The sequence below is a fragment of the Candidatus Desulfatibia sp. genome (genome assembly GCF_036446775.1).
Classification (GTDB): Bacteria; Desulfobacterota; Desulfobacteria; order Desulfobacterales; family UBA11574; genus Desulfatibia_A.
Map to the genome: position 1 here is coordinate 1 of NZ_JAZFTO010000099.1, position 21,647 is coordinate 21,647.

The window sequence follows — 21,647 nt, forward strand, 5'->3', positions numbered from 1 at the left end:
TGGACCCGGGTCAAATTCGAGTTTCCCGATGCCCTGGTTCCCGCAGAGGTCGGCGAATCAGCAGACCAGCGGCGCCTTGGCATGGCGGTCATTGGCATAGAGATCAACGCTGTCGATCCATAGGACGATGGCAACCATCTACGCTCTTACGCGCGATCACGCCAAGTATGAACTGACGATTCAATATTTCGACCTCCAACCTGCACCCAGGGATTTCCAAACTCTGATACGAGTAGTTTGAAAATTCTTAGCTTGACGGGTTTTGTCTGGACGAATAAGACTGTGCGCACGCTACACCCATGATGCAGGCGTAGGTAATTGCAACGGCGGGAATCTGCAGGCTGAAATCAACCAGAGAATGAATGACCACCAAAATGGTTGCAGCGACGCCGACACTTGGGTAGACCCAGTCACGCTGTCTTCGCCGGATGCCAAAAACACAGGTCAACCCAAGACCCGTGATGTATTCGGCAACCAGACCTACATTACCGCCTGTTCTTCTCCCGAGCGACTGGATATCGTTTTGGGGATAAATTAAGTATTCGATGTCTTCGTTGTTGGTGCCGGTGATCGCCCCGTCACCGTCAATGTCCATGGTAAAGTGAATTGAAGTGGCGTCTGAATCATTCTGAAATCCGATTCCACTGGCGCCGGTGGGATTGTAGCCGGCCATGCGGATCTCCCGGATCAGAAAGTCCGTGGCGGCGCGCAGATCCTGGGTCATGACCATGGTATTCTCTTTGGAATAATACAACTTTGAATTGGTGTTGAGCAGCTCATATGTGGCCGTGAGCAGCACAGCGCCAATGGCCATGGCAATCAGCAATTCAACCAGAGTAAACCCGCCGCGTCCGCCCGCTGTTACAAGTCTCTTCATCAATTCACCTTTATCTTTCCAGCAATAAAAATTGTGATTGTCTGGGTCCTCTGACCGCCTTGTAAAGTGATTGTAATCGGGGGGGGCACAGGCGTGACCGTGCCCTTAGGGCTAAAAACCGGATTAGCGGTGGCCGCAGCGGTAACGCCCTGGTATTCATCAGCAAAGTTTCTCGTCACCTCGTCAATATACGAGGTTGTATCTTCATCCCACCGTTGGATTTGGTACCCGCCGGCAGTGAAAAACACTCTGTATTGAACAAAGCGCTTGATGGCCAGCATCCTGGCACCGACCAAATCGCCTCGCAAGGTGGACAACGCTCCCCTTAAACGAAAATTAGACTGGTAGGTCATAAAATTAGGCACGGCAATAGCCGTCAGCGCACCGACTATCACAATTATTATGATCAACTCTATTAATGTAAACCCCGCATCTTTGCGCATGGTATGATCTCCCTGATAAATTCCAACATAAATTAAAGCAAATTTTGTGCCATAAAGCTCCCGCTGAACGTCAAAATCCTTTCCCCGGCCTTCCGAACACGGCCGGACCTATGTATAACGATCAGATATAATTATTGTATTGAAGGTTTCGTTTTTTTTCTCAAACAAAATGCCGCCGGGTAAATTATTGCTTGCTAATTTTAAACTGAAATCGCTTTGGGGGCCACAACTATTAAATTATTTTATAGTTACATTAAAAGTTTTTATGCCCGGAAGAGGACTTTGTCATTGGTCACTGGGTACTTGACACAAAACCTGTGCAGAAGATAAAATAAAATCGTTGCACGATTTTATGAAACGCGGCTGCGCCGCTTTAATAAAGGTGGGTAAACCATGAATTTTTCAAGATGGATAATATTGCTGGTGCTTATCCTGGGGACGGCCCCGGCTTTAGCGGAATTTTACAAGTACGTGGATGAAAGCGGGATAGCCCGTTATACCGATGACCTATCCCAGGTTCCGGTCAATCAGCGCCCCGGCGTCAATACATATACAGAATCACCCAGCTATATGCCGAATAAAAAACCCGCGGATATTAATGCGCTCAAAAAGTTGCTTGAAAATAAAAAGCAGGATCTGGATCGCGAGTATCAGGAACTGATGATGGAAGAAGTTCGCCTTGAAGAAGAAAAAAATGATACCAAAACAGATGAGGGCCGCCGGAAGCACAACGAAAAGATTCGCAGTTTCAATGAAAAAAGTCGCAAATACCTGGAAAAGAAAAATGCATACGAAAAACAAGCCGCCGTCTACAAAAAGCGGCTAAGAATGGAAACAGCCGGCGGTGGCGAACCGGCCGGGACACGGGATTCTGCTATTGAAAAGCCCATCAGCATGGAAAAAGCAGAAATACCGCCAACCGCAAGCGAACAAGGCCAGGAAGCCCCGGGGGATATCGATGAGATAAAAACACAGCTTAAAAACAAAAAGCAGGAACTGGATCAAGAATACCAGGCCCTTTTAGAAGAACAAAAAAAGGTTGCCGTGGATAAGAAAAACTCAAAAACTTACATTGACGCCATGGCATACAATGCTGAAATTACAAAATTTAATGAAAAGTTGAAAAAATTCGAGGAAAAACAAAAAGCCTTCAACCAAGAGGTTAAATCCTTCAACGCCAGGCTGAAACAAGCTCTAAATGAAAAGCCTGAGCAAACAGTTTCCGGAAAGATTTTAAAAAAATAGGACCGTATTTCTTGCGAGTCTGATCCACCCACGGGCTATTATCCCCAGGGATCAGGGGCATCGGCACCGAGCCATCGTCGCAGAATGACAACCCCGCTGGATCTGGTCCCAACACCGTAACTGGAAATATTGCTCGCATTTGTCAAATAAACATATCCGCTGTTACCTGTTCCTCTTGAGTTCATAACAACCACGTTTCTCGGGCTTGAATAGGTGATAAAGTCGTTTCCGAAAGTACCGCCGATGGGATCAGTGGCACTCCCCCTACCGAAGGTGACACCGCTGCCGTAATCGCTCAAAATTACTTTTTTGACAACGTCATTATCTGTACCGCGCCAGGAGTTATCAGGACCTTTTCCGGAGCATACCTCATACGTACCTGCGTCGGCATTAAAAACAATCGCCCATTTCTTGTTACTCTTGATGGCACCAATCTTTGCCCGCCGCAGATTTGAATACAGGTCCCGCGCCGCACTTTTCAAGCGAGCATCGGGCAGATAGCTCATAAAATTAGGTACGGCGATAGCGGCCATGATGCCCATGACAGCGATCACAATAATGAGCTCTACAATTGTAAATCCGTCTTGTTTGCGCATAGTTTTGCTTCCTCAAGTATCTTGCCACTAAGGCACCAAGGCACTAAGATTAGATAATTTTAAAAAAAACACTGTTCTTGTTTACGTTCAATTGAAGTATTATCAATTTCCGTGCCAAAAATTTGTTAAGAAATTTCCCCCGGGAAGCAAACGGAATTTAAATGAGAAACTTTTTCCTTTATATCTCTGCAAACCGTTACTCTATGGAGGTTGACGAAGATTAGTTTTATTATGTATCAATAATTTATTATTTTAATCCGGGTTTAGATTGAATTAGGTGTTGCAGTTTAATGGCAGGAACAAAGCAGGAAATTGCACAAAAAAATGTGTGGCGTGCACATTTTTCAGAGCACTTTTACTCACCGCAGAGTTGCAGAGAACGCAGAAGGAAAGAATCCCGGACCAAAGGACCCGGCTTTGATTTCACCCAATAGAGGTGCACCTATCTCAAATGGAGTAAATTAAATTCCAAATAACAAATATCAAATATCAAACAAATAACAATAACCGAAATTCAAAATAACAAACTTTGGAATTTCCTTGAGATTTGGTGCTTGTAGTTTGGAATTTCCTTGGAATTTGGTGCTTGTAGTTTGGAGCTTGTTTGTTTTTTGGTGCTTGGAATTTGCGATTTTAGACACGAAACTCCAAGGCAGAGCCGGAGAACTCTGACCCCCGCAAGGCGGGGCAGGCATGGCCCAAAGGACCAGGTTTTTCAGGACTAAATTAATTCTTCATGCAAGATGTGGGTTATTGATTGTTGCGGATATAGTCGACTGCATTTTGAAACAGGCGGATACCGATGGTGGGGCCGGTGTCTTGTGCAATTCCCCGGCGTTTTAGGGTCTCTTTGCGGCGGGTCCAGTCCGGATGGTTGGTCCAATGGTTAAAGGCTTCCGGATGGGGCATCAGGCCGAAAACACGGCCGGTGGGGTCGCATATCCCGGCGACATCATATACACTGCCGTTGGGATTGTATGGGAACCGGCCGTTAGCAGGTTTGCCGTCTGGTCGGGCATATTGGACGGCGACCTGGTTGTTATCGATTAATTGTGCAAGAGTGCTTGGGCCGGCATAAAATTTTCCTTCACCGTGTCTGACGGGGAATTCCGCCAGATCGATTCCGGTAGTAAAGATACAGGGGGATGCCGCATTTACTTTTAAAGCAACCCAGTCATCCCTGAAATTACCGCAGTCATTAAACGTAAGGGCTACGGACCGCCGGGTATAGTCAAAGTCAGAGCCGGGTAAAAGACCCAGATTGACAAGGGTCTGAAAACCGTTGCAGATCCCTAATACGAGATATCCGGCCTCAATAAACTTTAGGATTTGATCACCCAGGTGGGTTTTCATCCGTACGGCCTGGATTACACCGGCACCGTGATCGTCGCCCCAGCTGAAACCGCCCCCGAAGACCAGTATCTGAAAATCCGTCAAGTTTACGGTCCCGTCTATCAGAGAATTTATATGCACGCGGCGGGCGGCGGCACCGGCCAGCTCAAGGGCATAAGCGGTCTCATTATCACAGTTAAGCCCGTATCCGGTAAGCACTAAAGCGTTTACACTGGATTCTGGATACTTGTCACTGGATTCTGGATTATTTTTCACTAACATGTCCTCTTTCTACCGACTGAATGAACAGGTTAAGTTTCTTTCCTAATATCCTTAATCGCTTGCATAGTGCATTAAACAACTCTTCATCTTCTAATGATCCAGTCTCAAAAAGTGTTTCTAAATGATCTATAGTTTCATCATTTGAAGCAAGGGCATAACTTAAAAACCGAATGAAATCCTTTTTATATCTTCACCTTCCATAGCCTTCTACAATCGTTGATTTAGTTGATTTAGCAGATCTCCGAATTTGACTGCCCTCTTCAAACATTTCAAACTTGGGGAGTTTAGATAGGGTCATCTTGTGAATGTCAACGACCAATTCCCGTGATAGTTGCCAAATTTCTAAGTTTTTATAACTCACACTTCTCCAATGTGATCAGTATCAAGTATCCCCGATAAATCGGGATTTCCGCTACGCTCCAACAAGCATCCAGTATCCAGTATCCAGCATCATGTATCATGCTACACCAGGTCTCCGAAGGGCTTTTTCCATGCGGCTTTAAGGTCATCAACCGCAACGTCAACCAAAATGCTGTTGTCTAGCCCTTTAATATTTAAATTGCTTGTTGCAGTTACGCTGCCGATGCAGGCGCAGGTCAGGTCTTTGAAAATATTTTCGAAATTCTCCCTGTTCGTGGGGGCCACGGTTACGATCAAGCGACCGGCTGATTCCGAAAATAATAGCACATCACTGCGGTCAACCCGGTCGGCCGGCACCAGGGCAAGGTCGGCCTGTAACCCCAGATTGCCCCCCATGGCCTTCATGGCGAGATGTACGCCCAGTCCGCCCCGATAGATCCCGTGGGCCGAAGCGACCAGTTCTTTTTCAACGGCATGGCTGAAGGCCCGGTACAAAGGAGCAAAATCGTCTGCCAGAACCCGGGGAACATTAAGCCCCAGGTAGCCCAAATGCTCGTAGTATTCGGATCCGCCTAATTCATCGCGGGTGATGCCCAGAATATACACCAGATCCCCGGGCATTTTGCTGTCCATGGTCACGCATTTGTTGACATCCTCAATAACTCCCGTGGTCGAAAATTGAAGGGTCTCCAGCGCCGACACCTTGTGGGTTTCTCCGTAACGTCCCGGTAGGTGGCCGTCAACGTACATGCTGTCTTTGCCTGAAAGCAGCGGTATCTCATACGCCAGGCAAATATCGCGAAGCGCCCGGCAGGCGCGCACCAATTGAGCAGCCTTGAATCTGCCGTCAGGGTTGTTTTGCGGATGGTACTGCACGCTCGGCCAGCAAAAATTATCGATACCGCCGATATGTTCCGGATCCCCGCCAACGGCAATAAGCCTGCGCAGCGCTTCATCGATGGTACAGGCTGTCATGTGATAGGCATCGATGGCTGAGTAGGCCGGAAGCAGCGCCTGGGCAAAAGCCAGTCCCTTTTCCGATTCTAATACCGGACGTATCACCGCTGCATCGCTGTTTACATCCCGACCGGCGCCCACCAGCGGTTTAATAACGCTCGTGCCTTGCACCTCATGGTCATACTGCCGGCTGATCCATTCGGTGGAGCAGATATTGGGGCGCGACAAAAGATCTAAAAGCAACTTACGGTAATCCGTCGGCTCCTGCAGTATTGGTTCATACAGGCCCCGCATCTCCGGCGGATGCCAGTGGGCATCGAACTCCCACTGGGGAAAACCTGAAGTCAAAAGGTCGATATCGATGTAGGCGCAAGTCTCACCGTTATAAGAGATATGCAGTTTGCCCGAATCCGTATACTCTCCGATAACCGTACTTTCCACGGCATGCAGTCTGGAAAGCTCCATAAAGCGGTCGAGATCTTCGGGAAGCACCGCTACGGTCATGCGCTCCTGGGATTCCGACACCCATATTTCCCATTGATCCAGCCCTTCGTATTTAAGGGGTACTTTATCCAATTGAATTTCGCATCCGCCTGAAAACCGTGCTGATTCGCCTACCGATGAAGAAAGCCCGCCGCCGCCGTTGTCGGTTATAAATCTTATCAGCCCCCCATCCCGGGCCTCTAATAGGAAATCATGCATTTTTTTCTGGGTATAGGGATCGCCGATCTGCACATGCCCGGCCGGCGTATGCTCGGAAAAAGTTTCTGACGAAGCGGTCACACCGTGAATCCCGTCTTTACCGACCCGGCCGCCGCACATAATAACCAGTTCTCCGGGTGCTGTGCGTTTTTGATAGGCCGGCTTGCCGTCGATCCGGGCCGGCATAATTCCCACGGCCGTAACAAACACCAGGCATTTTCCCATATACCCCGGGTGAAAAAGGACCTGACCAAACGTTGTTGGAATTCCGCTTTTGTTGCCGCCGTCTCTGACCCCTTCGATAATGCCGTCCAAAAGCCGCCGGGGATGGAGGCGCGGCATCAGGTCGCCGGCATAGTCCCTGGGCCCCACACAGTATCCATAACCGCCCATTACCAGTTTCGAGCCCTTGCCGGTACCCAAAGGATCGCGGTAAACCCCCACTATCCCGGTTATAGCTCCGCCGTAGGCTTCCATGTTGGATGGGGAGTTGTGGGTTTCTCCGGTAATAACATAGTAATGATCGTCGTTAAATTTCCCAACGCCGGCATTGTCCCACAAAACCGACACAACCCAGGGTTTCTTTTTCTTTAGCGTCAAGGTCGGGGCTTCGATACAGGTTTTAAAAAGATTGTCGGCCATGTCGGTCTCACCCGTGGCCAGATCCCGGTAGCGGAACAATCCTTGAAATGTATTGTGATTGCAATGATCACTGCGAGCCTGGGAAATATATTCCAGTTCAATATCGGTGGGATCAGACAGGCCCACGGCTTTCCGTTGAGCCTGCACATTCCTGTCCAGAAAATAAGCCCTGATGGTCGGAATGTCAGCGGGATTCAAGGCCAGGCCGCGCTCATCGCTGACAGCTTCAAGGGATGCGTCGCTCTCCACTGGAATGGTCGTTACCGTGGGTGTGTGATCGAGAACCACTTTGGGTATGATAATACCGATGCCTTCAGCAGGGTCCCACGCTTCGGCCGCAAAAATTTTCCACTGCTGGATGATGTCATTGGCCAAAAGCTCACCGGCGATCTTGTCGGTGTCTGCCATGGTTACACTTTTGCCTTTTAAACAATAACGCTTGGAGGTGTAAATTGCTCCATTGGAGCCCAAAGCTCTCCCCAGAATATCTTCAACCGCTTCCATAGCCGTGCTGCCGGGGTTGTCCCTGACTCCGGGCCGGTAGCCCACCCAGATGGTCCAATCGAATTCGACCTCCAGAGGGCTGTAAGAAGAGATCTGGGTTACGGGGTTGGTAAATATTTCCGATTGTATGGTTTGCAGCTGGCCGGTCGTCAGATTGGCATCAATGGTAACCACATAAATGGTACGAACGCGATCAAGTTCGATCCCAAAGTAGTTTGCGGCCTTTTGGCGCACGCCCTCACCCTCGGCGTCAAACAGTTCGGGTTTTAATGTTATTTCAAGTCGATACGGCATTAGCTGAAAAAGACTCTTGTGATATCATTATAAAACACATAGATCATCAGCAGAATTAACACAAAGATCCCCGCCTGCTGGGCGACTTCACGCACCCTTATACTCACCGGACGTCCGCTAAGCGCCTCTATAAAAAAGAAGAGCAGATGACCGCCGTCCAAAACCGGTATGGGCAGGAAATTGAGTATGGCAAGGTTTATGCTGATCAATGCTATAAAAAAGGCCAGGCTGGTCACCCCTTGCCTGGCCTGCTGACCGGCCATCTGGGCAATCATGATCGGTCCGCCCAGCGTTTTTGGAGAGAGCGTGCCCTGTATCAGTTTGACAACGCTCTTGATTGTTAAAGCGGCAATGTTATAGGTTTGAATAACGCCCTCTGCAAAGGCCTGAAGCATGGTCAAATCTTTTGAAAATACCTCTCCGGAAGCTGTAACACCGATGACATAGCGTTCAATATCCTCATTAAAAATATTTTTAAATGTTTTAAGTTCAGGAGTAATGTTAACCGCAATTTCAGATTCCCCGCGAAGCAAGGATATTGCCAGGGTTTTGCCCCGGCTTGATGTAATAATTCGGGCCATGTCTGCCCAGCTTTCAACAGCCAGGCTGTCAATAGCCAGAATCCGATCGTTTTTTTCAAATCCTCCTCTATGGGCCGGGGTTTCTTTTTTAACCTCTCCGATCACCGGTTTTAAAATCAGCAGGCCGGAAATCTGAAAGATTACAAAAAAAATTATCACCGCCAGCAGCAAATTGAACATTGGTCCGGCGGCGACAATTAAAATGCGTTTGAAGACATGCTTGTGAGTAAAAGAAATTGGAATGTCCGCTGGGTCGACCTCGGCATCGGGTTCTTCGCCCACCATTTTAACATAACCGCCCAGGGGAATGGCGGAAATTCGATAATCGGTAATGCCGATGGTTCTGCCTACCAGCTTGGGACCAAAACCGAGCGAAAATCTCTCCACCCCGACTCCGAACATGCGGGCAACCAGGAAATGCCCCAGTTCGTGAAAAAATATCAATACTCCCAAAACAACGATTAATGCAAATATACTAACACTCATAATTAGCCATCTATATAGTAAAAAATCATAATATTATGTTAAGTTTTTGTAACCAAATAAGATCCAAATAGGATCGGATACTGGATTCTGGTTTCTGGATACTGGATACTGGATAAGATTATGAACCCTCTTTTTTTCTATCCAGCATCCAGTATCAAGCATCCAGAATCAAGCATCCAGAATCAAGCATCCAGAATCAAGCATCCAGAATCAAGCATCAAGCATCCAGTATCATTTCAGCTTGTTCTCTGGCCCAGCGGTCGGCTTCAAGAATATCGGCAAGAGACGGATCCTTGACAATAGTATGCCATTCCATGGTTTCCCGGATAATCTCGGGTATTTTGACAAATGATATCCGATGTTTTAAAAAGGCCTGCACCGCCACTTCATTGGCGGCGTTTAAGACCGCCGGAAGTGTTTCACCGGCTTCGCCGGCCTGATATGCCAGCGCCAGACACGGGAACTTTTCTAAATCAGGCGGCTCAAAAGTCAAGGCCCCCATCCGGGCAAAATCCGGCGGCGACTGCTGTAACGCGAGCCGCTGAGGGTACGACATGGCATAGGCAATAGCACCTTTCATATCAGGGATTCCAAGTTGAGCCATTACCGCCCCATCTTGATAGGTCACCATCGAGTGAACAACGCTCTGCGGATGAATCAAAACCTCGATCCTGTCCTGGGAAACGCCGAAGAGACATTTGGCCTCAATCACCTCCAGGCCCTTATTCATGAGCGTGGCCGAATCGATCGTCACCTTTTTGCCCATCTGCCAGATGGGATGATTAAGCGCTTCCTCGGGCTTGATTTCCATAAATTCATTTGCCGGCCGTTTTAAAAAAGGACCGCCGGAGGCTGTCAGGATTATCCGTTCCAGATCTTCCGGACGATTTCCGGCAATACACTGAAAAATGGCACTATGCTCGCTGTCAACGGGAAGTATGCGGACACCTTTGGCCACAGCTCTCTTGACAACGATATCACCGGCCATCACAAGAGTTTCCTTGTTGGCCAGGGCAATATTTTTTCCGGCTTCGATGGCAGCCAAGGTCGGCATCAATCCGGCCGCACCCACCACTGCGGTTAAAACCATGTCAACGGCATCATGGGTGGCTGCAGCTATGTAGCCGTCCTTTCCATACAATACTTCCACACCGCCTGTCGCAGGTAGTTTGCTCTTCAGCTCTAAAGCGCATTTTTCATCAAAAACAACGGCGATTTCCGGTTTAAACTGTTCGATCTGACGAGCCAGCAGTTCAGTATCCTTTTTGGCTGCCAGCGCTTTAACCGCAAACCGTTCGGGAAACATTTCAACAATCTTAAGAGCATTACGCCCGATGGAACCGGTAGACCCTAATATAGAAAGTTTTTTCACTTCAGATCTCACAAATAATGATAGATGAGGCGGTGAATTTTTGGACAAAACGCTCCATCTCTAATCAAAAAGTTGGGTTCAAAGGTTCAACGTTCAAAGGTTCAGAGGCTGGCCGCCTCGTTGTATTACCCCAATGGAATCAATGGGTAAGAAAAAAAGCGCGAAGCGCTTAACCCGACTCGGCTGAGCTCGTCGCAGGCTGAACCGGGAACCGGGAACCTTATAACCTAGACCGACCTGATGTCCAATTTATGTGCAATCCCATGGTATATAAAGTTCTACGGTCATTTATATAAGGCAAATAACGAGGTCTGCATTTATAATATATATTCTTTAAAACAATATGCAACCGGAGCGGCAAACAGCAAGGCATCGCTTCGATCCAGAATACCCCCGTGGCCGGGGAGCAATGCCCCGGAATCTTTTATATTGCCAACCCGCTTAAGCTGGGATTCAAACAGGTCCCCTACCTGTCCCGCAACTCCTGTAGCAATGAAAAACAGCAGACTTAAACCCCAGGGCAGCAACGGTAGAAAAAAGTGCTTGAACAGTGCTCCAACAACCAGATTTGTTGCCAGCCCGCCGATCGAACCTTCAATGGTTTTCCCCGGGCTTACGGCGGGGCACAGTTTGTGCCGTCCAAAATAGGACCCGCAATGGTATGCACCCACATCACCGCAAAAGACAATAAACAGCAAAAAATAAATCCAGGTCTCCCCACCTGCCCCGTTGCGGATTAAAATAAGGCATGACAGAAAAAGGGGTATGTATACGATCCCCAGAACCTGTTTGGTAATAATTTCCGATACACTTGAATCGGTTTTGAACTTAGACAGTGAAATCAGAGCGCAAACTATAAGATTCAGTATAATCAGGCCGACAATCATTTCAAATGAGCTAATGTATGCCGCCCAGATAATGCCGCAACCCGTAATATAGCCGACTACAGGTATGGCCCCTTGATGCGCTCCGCCCTTGGCGTGAAATACAATTTGAAAATATTCCCACAGGGCCAAAATACAGATGATGACGATAACAATAGCAAACAGAAACGCCCCTCCCTTGCTAATCAGCAAAAACAGAAATGGAAGAACGGCAAGACCTGTAATCCAACGTTTTAAATGCATAATTTTACGACGCCATCAGACTTTACCGAACCGGCGTTCACGCTGCTGATAGTCTGCCAGGATTCTAATAAACTTATCTTTCCCAAAATCGGGCCATAAGGTATCGGTAACATAAATTTCCGTGTAGGCTATCTGCCACAGGAGAAAATTACTGATGCGCATCTCTCCGCCGGTTCTGATTAGAAGATCCGGATCAGGCATCATTCTGGTATACAGGTATTCAGGTATCAACTCGGCTGTTATTGCATCAGGATCAATATTACCATCTTTAACCTTGATTGCAATATCTTTAACCATTCTAACGATTTCAGCCCGACCGCCATAACTTAATGCCAGATTCAGACACATCTTGCTATTTTCTTTTGTCATCGCCATAGTCTTATCAAGGACGCGCCGAACATTTGCGGGCAAACGCTCAAGCTGTCCGATGGCAGTAAGACGGATATTGTTGTCCATCAACTCTTTTTGTTCTGTTTTGAGGAATTGTTGTAAGAGGATCATGAGAGCAGCAACCTCGGATTTTGGCCGCTGCCAGTTTTCGGTGGAAAAGGCGTAGAGGGTCAGGTAGGAAATTCCGATTTCACGACAGGCTCTTACAATTGTTCTAACGGCCTCCGTACCCTTTTCATGCCCCTTAATTCGATTTAACAAACGCTTTTTGGCCCATCGGCCGTTACCGTCCATAATAATGGCGACATGCACGGGGAGCCTGGCGGAATCAAGACCCGTTTGGTTCAATGAAAATGGATCAGAATTCAAGGATCTCTTGCTCTTTTTCTTTACAGATTTCATCCATACGCTTGGTGTGCTCATCTGTTATTTTCTGGACTTGATCCTGGGCCCTGAAAGCATCATCTTCCGTAATATCACCATCCTTTTTCAAACCTTTCAGCAGGTCATTCGAATCACGCCTTATATTGCGCACTGCAATCTTGTGTTCTTCGCCTTTTTTTTGTACGGCCTTGACGAGTTGTTTCCTGCGCTCCTCTGTTAGCGTCGGGATGGAGATGCGCATAAGTTTGCCGTCATTTGAAGGTGTTAAACCCAGGTCGGATTTCAAAATCGCCTTTTCTATCTCCTTGATTATGGAAACATCCCAGGGTTGGATAGTAATCAGCCGGCTTTCAGGAACAGAAAGAGATGCCATCTGATTTAGAGGTGTAAGTGTCCCGTAGTAATCTACGCGGATATCATCGAGAATACTCAAGGAGGCGCGACCCGTTCTGATCCTATTTAATTCATTCTTCAAAGCTACGATTGATTTTTCCATACTCTCTCTGGCATCTTGAAATATCGATTCAATCATGTTCTTTCCCTCAACTAATTGCGAATCTGTGTCCCTACCACTTCTCCACATACAATTTTTCTGATATTCCCCTTGCTCGTCAAATTAAAAACAACAAGGGGCAAATCATTGTCCATTGCCAGAGAGATCGCCGTCATATCCATAACATGAAGCTGCTTTTCGAGAATCTCCATATATCTGATCTTTCCTATAAATTTAGCGTTTTTCTGTATAGCGGGATCAGCATCGTAAAGCCCGTCAACTTTTGTCGCCTTTAAAAGAATCTCGGCCTGAATTTCCTGGGACCTGAGAACCGCTGCCGTATCGGTGGTAAAGTAAGGGTTGCCGGTGCCGGCTGCAAATATCACCACCCGCCCCTTTTCAAGATGGCGGATCGCTCTCCGGGAGATAAAAGGCTCTGCCACCTCGTGCATGGATATGGCAGTCTGCACACGGGTCTGAATTCCTTTGCTCTCTAAAGCATCCTGCAAGGCCAGACTGTTGATTACCGTGGCCAACATTCCCATACGGTCGGCGGAAACCCTATCCATACCGTAAGAAGCAGCGGAAACGCCCCTGAAAATATTGCCGCCGCCGACAACGATGGCAATCTGAACCCCGAGGTCAAATACCGAACGGATCTCTTCAGCCACATACTTTATCATGTCCGGGCTTATGCCGAAGCCTTGATCTCCCATCAAAGCTTCACCGCTTAATTTTAACAGAATCCTATTAAATTTAGGGCGTGTCAAGGTTTAGGGTTCTCCTATTTTGTATCTTACAAATTGTTTGATGGATATATTTTCCCCGATCTTTGCAATTACATCGTTTATTAGATCCGCAACCGTAATATCGGGATCGCGAACGTATTGCTGATTCAGCAGACAGTTTTCCTTAAAAAACTTTTCCAATTTGCCGTCAACGATCTTGCCGGCGATATGTTCCGGCTTGCCCATCTCCAGGACCTGAGCCCGATAGATTTCCTTTTCTTTGTTGATTATTTCTTGGGAAACATCTTCGGGTTTGATCCCCACAGGGTTTGTGGCGGCGATATGCATGGCGATATTTTTTGCAAATTCTTTAAAATCTTCGTTTTTAGCAACAAAATCGGTCTCACAGTTAACTTCAACCAGCACCCCCAGTTTGCCGTCCATATGAATATAGGACTGGATGATCCCTTCCGCCGTTGTTCTTCCCGCACGCCTGGCGGCAGTTGCCAGGCCTTTTTTTCTCAAAAAATCGATTGAGCTGCTAATGTCGCCGCCACACTCGGAAAGGGCTTCTTTACAATCCATGATGCCGGCGCCGGTTTTCTCACGAAGCTGTTTAACCATTGCTGCGCTAATTGTCGTCATCGCTATTCTCCTGTATTTTCCGCTTCAGTCTCATCTTTTGATTCTTGATTATCAGCATCTTCGGGGGCCACAGCATCTTGAGCAGCTACCGGTGTTGAACGTCTGATTATTTCTACAACAGGACCTTCTGAACCATCCTCGACAACTTTGCGTTCTCCCGGTTTCAGCTCCTCACTGGCGGCTGTTACCTCGAGTTCAACTTGGACCTCCTCCTTATCAGCCTCGGCCTGCTTCTTTTCCTCCAGCCGTTGCCGGCCTGCAATGCAGGCATCAGCAATTCTGGAAGTAATCAGCCGGATTGCACGTATGGCGTCATCATTGCCGGGTATAATGTAATCGATTTCATCAGGGTTACAATTGGTATCGACGATTGCAATAATCGGTATGCCCAGCCGTCGGCCTTCACGAACTGCAATAGCTTCGTTCCTGGAATCAACGATAAAAATAGCCCCGGGAAGCCCGTTCATATTACGAATACCGCCAAGGTTGTTGTCGAGCTTTATACGTTCCTTTAATAGCTTCAACCTCTCTTTTTTAGGAAAAAGATTGATCGACTCGTCATTCTGGATGGTATTAAGATAATTCAGACGATCTATGCTTTTTCTTATGGTTTGGAAATTCGTCAGCATGCCGCCGAGCCATCGGTTGTGAACGTAAAACATCTCGCATCGATTGGACTCTTCATAAATGGAATCGCGAGCCTGCTTTTTGGTCCCTACAAAAAGGAGCGGCTTGCCGCCAGCTACCGTATCAACGACAAAATCGTATACCGTCCGGAACATGCGAACGGTTTTCTGAAGATCTATAATGTAAATACCGTTCCTTGCTCCAAAGATGTAGGGTTTCATCTTGGGATTCCAGCGCTTGGTCTGATGTCCAAAATGAACTCCGGCTTCAAGGAGTTCCTTCATTGTAATATAAGCCATTTTTTTCTCCCTTCTTAAAAGGTTTAGCCACCGCCCTCTTCAACCCTGATTCCGACCCCGCCCTGCGAAGCACCTGGAAAAAGGTCCAAAAGCGTGAGAATTGATTTAACCTGATTTAGTTAACAAAATAAATGTTCATTCGCAACATATTTTTATTTTTGCATCTGGACGACACGATCCCATCCGCTGTAATCTTTCTTAAAAACGACTTTTGCATAGTGCCCGCATCTGTCAATAATTTTTTTAACCTCGGTTTTCTGATCATGGCCGATCTCCAGTATCAAACTGCCGCCAGGGTTCAGAAAAAGGTATGCGACATCAATAATAAGCCTTAAACACCAAAGACCGTCTTGGTCACCGTCAAGGGCTGCGATCGGTTCATATTTGTAAATTTCAGGCTGAAGGCGGCCGATATCCCGGGTTCGGATGTAAGGGGGATTCGATATAATCATATCAAATCGATGTCTGTCATTGCTAATAGGCGCCAGCCAGTCACCGCAAAAGAAATCAACAGCTTTATCCAGCCCATGACGCCCGGCATTCTCTTTGGCCAGCGCAACCGCTTGAAGTGAACGATCGGAAGCAAAAAAAAGATGTTCTGTGCGCTGGGATGCAAGCGCCAGAATTATGGCTCCCGACCCGGTCCCCAACTCTAATATCCGCCTGGGCTTGTCTTGTGCGTTTTGATTTGAATCCTGGGGTAAAACAGATATGGCCGCCTCGACCAGACATTCAGTTTCAGGTCGCGGAATCAGTACATCTCTGGTCACGACAAAATCCATGGACCAGAACTCTTTGACACCCACAATATAGGCAACCGGCTCCCGCTTGGCTCTCCTTTTTATCAGCGCTTTGAAGCGCGTGAGTTCGTCGCTGCAAAGCGGTTGGTCATACCGCAAATACAGATCTATCCGTTTTAATTTTAAAATGTGGGCGAGAAGTATTTCGGCAGCAGCCCTGGGGCTGTCGATGCCATGGAGCTTAAAATAGGAAGTTGTCCACTTGAGGAGCTTTACGATGTTCCATGTGGTAGCCCCGGACTTAGAATGATGCTCCATTTTGTAATGCCTGGGCCTGGTAGTGGGTGGCAAGCTTTTCAATTACTTCGTCAATTTCACCCTGCAGTATAGATTCCAGCTTGTAAAGCGTAAGGCCGATGCGGTGGTCGGTAACCCTGCCCTGAGGAAAATTGTAGGTCCTGATTCTTCCGCTTCTGTCTCCATCTCCTATTTGACTTTTGCGCTCTTCGGATCTTTTTTGGTCCTGCTCTTTGATCATACGATCAAGAATGCGAGCACGCAGAACTTTCATCCCCTTGTTCCTGTTTTTCAATTGGGATTTTTCATCCTGGCAGGTTACCACTATGCCGGTCGGAAGATGGGTCAATCGTACCGCTGAATCGGTTGTATTTACGCTCTGGCCGCCCGGACCGGTTGCACGAAACACATCGACTTTAATCTCATTAGGATCGATTTTAAGTTCGACATCTTCGGCTTCAGGCAGAACTGCAACAGTAACTACAGAGGTATGTATCCGTCCCTGAGCTTCGGTCGCCGGAACGCGCTGGACACGATGGGTTCCGCTTTCATATTTGAAACAGCTGTACGCCCCCTTGCCGTAAACCATAGCGATAATCTCTTTTAGACCACCGACACCGGTTGGATGATGGGTCAGGACTTCAATTTTCCAGCTCTTTTTCTCAGCATACCTGCTGTACATCCTGAAAAGATCACCAACAAACAGACCGGCTTCTTCTCCGCCGGTACCTGCCCGTATTTCAACGATAACATTCTTATTGTCATTGGGGTCCTTTGGCAGCAGCAGTTTCGTAAGATCGTATTCAAGGCTGTTTTTTCGGGACCTTAGAGTGCCTAACTCAGCCCGCGCCATCGCTTTAATATCAGGGTCAGAGTCTTTTAAAAGTTCCCTGCTGTCATCAAGCTCTTGCAGAGTTTGCTCGTACTTTCTTAGAACCGCTACAACCTTACTGAGGTCTGAATGCTCACGGCTATATTGCTGGTACTTCTTTCGATCCTGCAAAATACTGGGATCACTCAAAAGCTTTTCAAGTTCTAAAAAGCGATTTTCAATGCCTTTTAATTGCTTATGCATGCGTTATTTGTTTTGGTTCTGGAATTTTTCATATTTCCTGCGGAAACGCTCAATGCGGCCGGCTGTGTCAACAAGCTTTTGCTTGCCGGTAAAAAATGGATGGCATTTTGAACAAATTTCCACTCGAATGTCAGCTTTTGTCGAGCCGGCCTCCAATACATTGCCACATGCGCATTTGATGGTTGTCTCCACATACTCAGGGTGAATGTCCGGTTTCATATAGTATTAACCTCCTATTAGGCATTCATGGAATTTAAAAAGTCTTTATTATCTTTGGTTCCGCCCATTTTATCAAGCATAAATTCCAAACTGTCAACAGGGTTTAACGCAGAAAGCAGTTTTCTTAAGATCCAGACGCGCGTCAGCGTATCCTCTTCCAGCAAAAGCTCTTCTTTGCGGGTACCGGATTTTTTGATATCAATTGCAGGGAACACCCGCTTATCGGCAAGTCTTCGATCCAATTGCAGCTCCATATTACCGGTGCCTTTGAATTCCTCAAAAATAACTTCATCCATCCGGCTTCCCGTATCTACAAGGGCCGTTGCAATAATGGTAAGGCTTCCGCCCTCCTCAATATTGCGTGCCGCCCCAAAAAATCGTTTGGGGCGCTGAAGCGCATTTGAATCAACCCCCCCGGACAGAATCTTTCCACTAGGAGGCATAACCGAATTGTATGCCCGCGCCAGTCTGGTAATACTATCCAGCAGAATAACGACATCTTTTTTGTGTTCCACTAGTCGCTTGGCCTTCTCAATAACCATTTCGGCAACCTGAACATGCCTTTCTGCAGGTTCGTCGAAAGTGGAACTTATTACTTCCCCGTCGACAGACCGCTCCATATCTGTTACCTCTTCGGGCCGCTCATCAATCAGAAGCACAAACAGGACAATATCTTTATGATTGGCACTGAGGCTGTTGGCGATCGCCTGCAGCAGCATTGTTTTCCCGGACCGGGGCGGTGAAACTATCAGTCCCCTTTGTCCGAATCCAATGGGGTTCAAAAGATCCATGATTCTCATGGAATAGTTATCGGATTCTGTTTCAAGTGATACTTTCCGATCAGGATATAGCGGTGTCAGGTTATCAAAAAGAATTTTTTCCCTGGCCACTTCCGGATCTTCATAGTTTACGGCTTCGACCTTTAAGAGGGCAAAATATCGTTCCGTCTCCTTGGGCTGGCGTATCTGCCCGGATACAGTATCACCTGTCCTTAAGTTGAAACGGCGAATCTGAGAAGGCGAAACATAGATATCGTCCGGACCCGGCAGGTAATTGTAATTCGGTGCCCGCAGGAATCCAAATCCGTCCGGCAGAATTTCCAGAGTTCCTTCCCCGAATATCAGGCCGGTCTTTTCGATCTCCGCCTGAAGTATAGCAAAAATGAGCTCCTGCTTTCTCATTCCGGCGGCGCCGTCGATATTGAATTCTTTTGCCAAAATGGTCAATTCTTTGATTTTCTTGTCTTTAAGTTCAACAATATTCATTACAATTTGCTCCCTAACGATTTATCTTATGATTTTCCATTCTTTGTCGGATAAAATTTGCATCTGCTGGTTTTCAATATAACGAACCGGATCCTTGGTGGCTGCAACTGGAGTTTATGCGTGTTATATGAATTTAGCTTGAAGGTTGTTGGTATTCTCCGATAGGTGGGAGCCTAAAGGCGTGTTCCTATCCTATAATTCAATTCTTTCATTTATATCATGATTTTATGCCTGTCAAGCGCTTTCACCACTTTTTGCGTGTTTTTGATATATTTTTTTGTAGAAAAGATCAGCCGACTTCATCAGCTTTTTAATATTATCGTCATTTTTTATTATAAAATCAGCTTTTTGCATTTTTTCATCATCCGTCATCTGAACATCTAAAAGGTCTTTGGCCTCCTTTTTGGAAATGTTGTCGCGCTGCATGAGCCTGTGAATCCGTAGTTCGCGTTTTGCACTGATCAGGACGACCACATCAAAACGGTCTTGAATGCCGAGTTCAAAAAGAAGGGGAACCTCTACCAGCACAAAGCGCTCACCGTCTTGCTCGGCTTGCGCTATCTTAAGTTGCACGAGTTTCGTTATCTCCGGATGAACGAAACGTTCCAGCGCCGACCGGGCAACATCATTGCTTGTAATAATCCGGCGCAGCTTAGAGCGATTCAAAGCCCCGTCCGGCAACAACACTTTCTTACCAAAATAGTTAATGATGTTTTTAAAGGCATCCGTTCCGGGAGCTACGGCCTCCCGCGCCAAGGTATCGGAACTGATTACATTTAAACCCCATTCTTTTAACCGGCTGCAAACAGAAGTTTTGCCGGACCCGGCACCCCCTGTAACGGCTATTTTTAGAGTATCTGACTTTAATACGCCCATATCTTTTTATAAGCGTTCAGAGGTTCGGGGTTCAAAGGTTCAGAGTTGCTTTTTCTTTGTTGAATTCGTGACTTTTTACTAGATCATCAACCTTGATAGTTCCGTGAAAAGTTAAACGTGAAAAGTTTATATGTTGTGTAATATTGCCTCTTAATGTACTAAATGTAGTCGTTTTACATTTCACGTTTCACTTTTTACAAATTTATCAACCTTTACTAACAAACCCCGAACCTCTGAACCCTGAACCTCTGAACTCTGAACCTCTGAACCTCTGAACTCTGAACCTCTAAACGTTACTTTAACTTAAAAATATTGATATTAAGCATGCTGTCTTGTAACGTCAAGTTAACAAGTAACAATACAATATTATAACCGATGATTCAATTCGACTCAAATATTTTTCCTAAAACCAAAGGGGCCTACATCGTTGGCGGTTCGATCAGAGACCTTCTTCTTGGCAAAACTCCCGCTGATTATGACATTGCTGTTTTGGGCAGCCCGCAACAATTTGCAAACCAGATGGCCCTCAAGACCAACGGCCATCTTGTTGAAATGGGGAAACCCGGGAAGATGATCCTCCGAGTGGTTACCGAAAATAATATCTTTGATATATCCCCTGTCAACGGCACCACGATTGAAGACGACCTCAACCAGAGGGACTTCACCATCAACGCTATGGCTTATGACCTGTCCACAGGAGAAATAATCGACGTTTTAGGCGGTCTTCAGGATCTTAAGGAAAAAAAAGTTAAAATGGTTTCAAAGCAAGTTTTTAAAAAAGACCCGATCCGCCTGTTAAGAGCTTTTCGGATGGGTGCCTGTCTGGGTTTTGATATCGAACCCCGGACCGGTTCGGCCATTGCCAGGGAAGCGACGATAATTCAGGAATCGGCCGGAGAACGAATCCGCCTGGAGCTTTTCAAAATGTTTGAAACCCGTAAATCGCATTATTATCTTTCTCAAATGGCCGAGATCGGGCTTCTGACCTCCATTTTCCCTGAACTCGGCAAACTTAAGGGATGTTTTCAAAACAGACATCATTGCTATGATGTCTTTGAGCATTCAATCAAAGCTTACGGCCACCTTGAAGAGATGCTCAGCAATCCGGACAATTTTTTGCCCGCTAGTTTACAGCGGGGCATAGCAGGTATTGACAGTCAAAAAGCAATACTCCTCAAATGTGCAATCCTGCTGCACGACATCGGCAAACCTGCGGCCAAAAGCTCAGACAACAGCGGGCATGCCCGTTTCTACGGGCATGCCCGCAAAGGTGCCGACATGGCGAAATCCATCAGCAAAAGGTTCAAGTTTGCAACCAGAGAAAGAAATTTCATCGATTTTATCATTCGTAACCATATCCGGCCGCTGTCTCTTTTCTCTGCTCAGCGGAACAAAACATTAACTCTCAAAGGTTTAACCCGCTTTTTTATGAAATGCAAAGACAACACCTCTTACCTGCTGTTGCATACCATAGCCGATACTAAGGGAAAACAAGATAAAGTAAATGCAGAAAATAAAGCGTTCATCACCTTTGTAAAAGGCATGATCGATCAATATTTTGCAGAATTCAGCCCCAAAAGCAAAACTCCGCCACTGATAACAGGCCATGACCTTATTGAAGAGTTCGGGCTGACTCCTTCCCCTTTTTTTAAAAACATTCTTAACCTGGTAGAAGAAGCCAGGCTGTCAAATACAATTGGGAGCAAACCGGAAGCTTTAAAGCTGGTCAAAGATTTTTTCAAGCAGCAGAAAAAATATCAAACCTGAATTCGTGACTTTTTAAGAGATCATCAATTAAAGAAGGGAGAA

The 21,647-nt window shown here is 46.7% G+C and carries 20 protein-coding genes and 1 pseudogene; 2 read left to right on the forward strand and 19 right to left on the reverse strand.

Annotation, left to right across the window (positions count from 1 at the left end):
* Nucleotides 1-247 precede the first annotated feature (247 nt).
* Nucleotides 248-877 (reverse strand): PilW family protein, encoded by a 630-nt coding sequence (locus tag V3S16_RS04545; protein WP_413883491.1) that lies wholly within the window; start codon nt 875-877, stop codon nt 248-250.
* Complete coding sequence (locus V3S16_RS04550; RefSeq protein WP_413883492.1) at nt 877-1,320, reverse strand: Tfp pilus assembly protein FimT/FimU; 444 nt, start codon at nt 1,318-1,320, stop codon at nt 877-879. Before V3S16_RS04550 ends, V3S16_RS04545 begins: the two co-directional genes overlap by 1 nt.
* Nucleotides 1,321-1,713: 393 nt before the next feature.
* On the opposite strand from V3S16_RS04550, the gene V3S16_RS04555 reads away from it, so the two are divergent.
* Nucleotides 1,714-2,565, forward strand: a complete 852-nt coding sequence (locus V3S16_RS04555) for a hypothetical protein (RefSeq protein WP_413883493.1) — start codon at nt 1,714-1,716, stop codon at nt 2,563-2,565.
* 38 nt (nt 2,566-2,603) lie between these two features.
* Here the strand turns inward: V3S16_RS04555 and V3S16_RS04560 are convergent, their stop codons facing one another.
* The 17 genes and pseudogenes from V3S16_RS04560 to coaE form a co-directional block, all read right to left on the reverse strand.
* Entirely contained in the window at nt 2,604-3,161 is a 558-nt protein-coding gene (locus V3S16_RS04560) for a Tfp pilus assembly protein FimT/FimU (RefSeq protein WP_413883494.1), read from the reverse strand.
* A 750-nt stretch (nt 3,162-3,911) separates the two neighbouring features.
* Nucleotides 3,912-4,769 carry a phosphoribosylformylglycinamidine synthase subunit PurQ gene (locus V3S16_RS04565; protein ID WP_413883495.1) on the reverse strand — a complete coding sequence of 286 codons (858 nt, stop codon included), beginning with the start codon at nt 4,767-4,769 and terminating at the stop codon, nt 3,912-3,914.
* Nucleotides 4,759-5,136, reverse strand: a pseudogene (locus V3S16_RS04570) (four helix bundle protein). The gene V3S16_RS04565 and the pseudogene V3S16_RS04570 overlap by 11 nt, the downstream one beginning before the upstream one ends.
* A 101-nt stretch (nt 5,137-5,237) precedes the next feature.
* The gene (locus tag V3S16_RS04575; protein WP_413883496.1) at nt 5,238-8,234 is read right to left on the reverse strand and encodes an AIR synthase-related protein; all 2,997 of its coding nucleotides are present in this window, start codon (nt 8,232-8,234) and stop codon (nt 5,238-5,240) included.
* The gene (rseP, locus tag V3S16_RS04580; protein WP_413883497.1) at nt 8,234-9,301 is read right to left on the reverse strand and encodes an RIP metalloprotease RseP; all 1,068 of its coding nucleotides are present in this window, start codon (nt 9,299-9,301) and stop codon (nt 8,234-8,236) included. The genes V3S16_RS04575 and rseP overlap by 1 nt, the downstream gene beginning before the upstream one ends.
* A 217-nt stretch (nt 9,302-9,518) precedes the next feature.
* The gene (locus tag V3S16_RS04585; RefSeq protein ID WP_413883498.1) at nt 9,519-10,673 is read right to left on the reverse strand and encodes a 1-deoxy-D-xylulose-5-phosphate reductoisomerase; all 1,155 of its coding nucleotides are present in this window, start codon (nt 10,671-10,673) and stop codon (nt 9,519-9,521) included.
* A 317-nt stretch (nt 10,674-10,990) separates the two neighbouring features.
* Nucleotides 10,991-11,800 (reverse strand): phosphatidate cytidylyltransferase, encoded by an 810-nt coding sequence (locus V3S16_RS04590; protein WP_413883499.1) that lies wholly within the window; start codon nt 11,798-11,800, stop codon nt 10,991-10,993.
* A gap of 15 nt (nt 11,801-11,815) precedes the next feature.
* Nucleotides 11,816-12,559, reverse strand: a complete 744-nt coding sequence (locus V3S16_RS04595) for an isoprenyl transferase (RefSeq protein WP_413883500.1) — start codon at nt 12,557-12,559, stop codon at nt 11,816-11,818.
* Nucleotides 12,549-13,106, reverse strand: coding sequence for a ribosome recycling factor (gene frr, locus V3S16_RS04600; RefSeq protein WP_413883501.1), 558 nt, complete (start codon nt 13,104-13,106; stop codon nt 12,549-12,551). The genes V3S16_RS04595 and frr overlap by 11 nt, the downstream gene beginning before the upstream one ends.
* Before the next feature lie 14 nt (nt 13,107-13,120).
* Entirely contained in the window at nt 13,121-13,837 is a 717-nt protein-coding gene (gene pyrH, locus V3S16_RS04605) for a UMP kinase (RefSeq protein WP_413883502.1), read from the reverse strand.
* A gap of 3 nt (nt 13,838-13,840) precedes the next feature.
* Entirely contained in the window at nt 13,841-14,440 is a 600-nt protein-coding gene (gene tsf / locus V3S16_RS04610; protein WP_413883503.1) for a translation elongation factor Ts, read from the reverse strand.
* Nucleotides 14,441-14,442: 2 nt separating this feature from the next.
* The gene (gene rpsB, locus V3S16_RS04615; RefSeq protein ID WP_413883504.1) at nt 14,443-15,366 is read right to left on the reverse strand and encodes a 30S ribosomal protein S2; all 924 of its coding nucleotides are present in this window, start codon (nt 15,364-15,366) and stop codon (nt 14,443-14,445) included.
* Between the two features lie 152 nt (nt 15,367-15,518).
* Complete coding sequence (prmC, locus tag V3S16_RS04620) at nt 15,519-16,424, reverse strand: peptide chain release factor N(5)-glutamine methyltransferase (protein WP_413883505.1); 906 nt, start codon at nt 16,422-16,424, stop codon at nt 15,519-15,521.
* Nucleotides 16,408-17,478 (reverse strand): peptide chain release factor 1, encoded by a 1,071-nt coding sequence (gene prfA / locus V3S16_RS04625; RefSeq protein ID WP_413883506.1) that lies wholly within the window; start codon nt 17,476-17,478, stop codon nt 16,408-16,410. The genes prmC and prfA overlap by 17 nt, the downstream gene beginning before the upstream one ends.
* A 3-nt stretch (nt 17,479-17,481) precedes the next feature.
* On the reverse strand, nt 17,482-17,697 hold the full coding sequence (rpmE, locus tag V3S16_RS04630) for a 50S ribosomal protein L31 (RefSeq protein WP_413883507.1): 216 nt from the start codon (nt 17,695-17,697) through the stop codon (nt 17,482-17,484).
* 17 nt (nt 17,698-17,714) lie between these two features.
* Nucleotides 17,715-18,962, reverse strand: a complete 1,248-nt coding sequence (rho, locus tag V3S16_RS04635; protein WP_413883508.1) for a transcription termination factor Rho — start codon at nt 18,960-18,962, stop codon at nt 17,715-17,717.
* A 234-nt stretch (nt 18,963-19,196) separates the two neighbouring features.
* A complete protein-coding gene (gene coaE / locus V3S16_RS04640) occupies nt 19,197-19,838 on the reverse strand; it encodes a dephospho-CoA kinase (RefSeq protein ID WP_413883509.1) in 642 nt (213 codons plus the stop codon).
* Nucleotides 19,839-20,213: 375 nt separating this feature from the next.
* On the opposite strand from coaE, the gene V3S16_RS04645 reads away from it, so the two are divergent.
* Complete coding sequence (locus tag V3S16_RS04645; RefSeq protein ID WP_413883510.1) at nt 20,214-21,605, forward strand: HD domain-containing protein; 1,392 nt, start codon at nt 20,214-20,216, stop codon at nt 21,603-21,605.
* Nucleotides 21,606-21,647: the final 42 nt, after the last annotated feature.

Bases quoted from the DNA above. Each gene is read 5' to 3' on its own strand.
- V3S16_RS04550 (WP_413883492.1), bottom strand. From the start codon at position 1,320: ATGCGCAAAGATGCGGGGTTTACATTAATAGAGTTGATCATAATAATT.
- rpsB (WP_413883504.1), bottom strand. From the start codon at position 15,366: ATGGCTTATATTACAATGAAGGAACTCCTTGAAGCCGGAGTTCATTTT.
- rho (WP_413883508.1), bottom strand. From the start codon at position 18,962: ATGAATATTGTTGAACTTAAAGACAAGAAAATCAAAGAATTGACCATT.
- prfA (WP_413883506.1), bottom strand. From the start codon at position 17,478: ATGCATAAGCAATTAAAAGGCATTGAAAATCGCTTTTTAGAACTTGAA.
- coaE (WP_413883509.1), bottom strand. From the start codon at position 19,838: ATGGGCGTATTAAAGTCAGATACTCTAAAAATAGCCGTTACAGGGGGT.
- tsf (WP_413883503.1), bottom strand. From the start codon at position 14,440: ATGACGACAATTAGCGCAGCAATGGTTAAACAGCTTCGTGAGAAAACC.
- V3S16_RS04555 (WP_413883493.1), top strand. From the start codon at position 1,714: ATGAATTTTTCAAGATGGATAATATTGCTGGTGCTTATCCTGGGGACG.
- V3S16_RS04645 (WP_413883510.1), top strand. From the start codon at position 20,214: ATGATTCAATTCGACTCAAATATTTTTCCTAAAACCAAAGGGGCCTAC.
- V3S16_RS04560 (WP_413883494.1), bottom strand. From the start codon at position 3,161: ATGCGCAAACAAGACGGATTTACAATTGTAGAGCTCATTATTGTGATC.
- V3S16_RS04545 (WP_413883491.1), bottom strand. From the start codon at position 877: ATGAAGAGACTTGTAACAGCGGGCGGACGCGGCGGGTTTACTCTGGTT.
- rpmE (WP_413883507.1), bottom strand. From the start codon at position 17,697: ATGAAACCGGACATTCACCCTGAGTATGTGGAGACAACCATCAAATGC.
- rseP (WP_413883497.1), bottom strand. From the start codon at position 9,301: ATGAGTGTTAGTATATTTGCATTAATCGTTGTTTTGGGAGTATTGATA.
- frr (WP_413883501.1), bottom strand. From the start codon at position 13,106: ATGATTGAATCGATATTTCAAGATGCCAGAGAGAGTATGGAAAAATCA.
- V3S16_RS04590 (WP_413883499.1), bottom strand. From the start codon at position 11,800: ATGCATTTAAAACGTTGGATTACAGGTCTTGCCGTTCTTCCATTTCTG.
- prmC (WP_413883505.1), bottom strand. From the start codon at position 16,424: ATGGAGCATCATTCTAAGTCCGGGGCTACCACATGGAACATCGTAAAG.
- V3S16_RS04575 (WP_413883496.1), bottom strand. From the start codon at position 8,234: ATGCCGTATCGACTTGAAATAACATTAAAACCCGAACTGTTTGACGCC.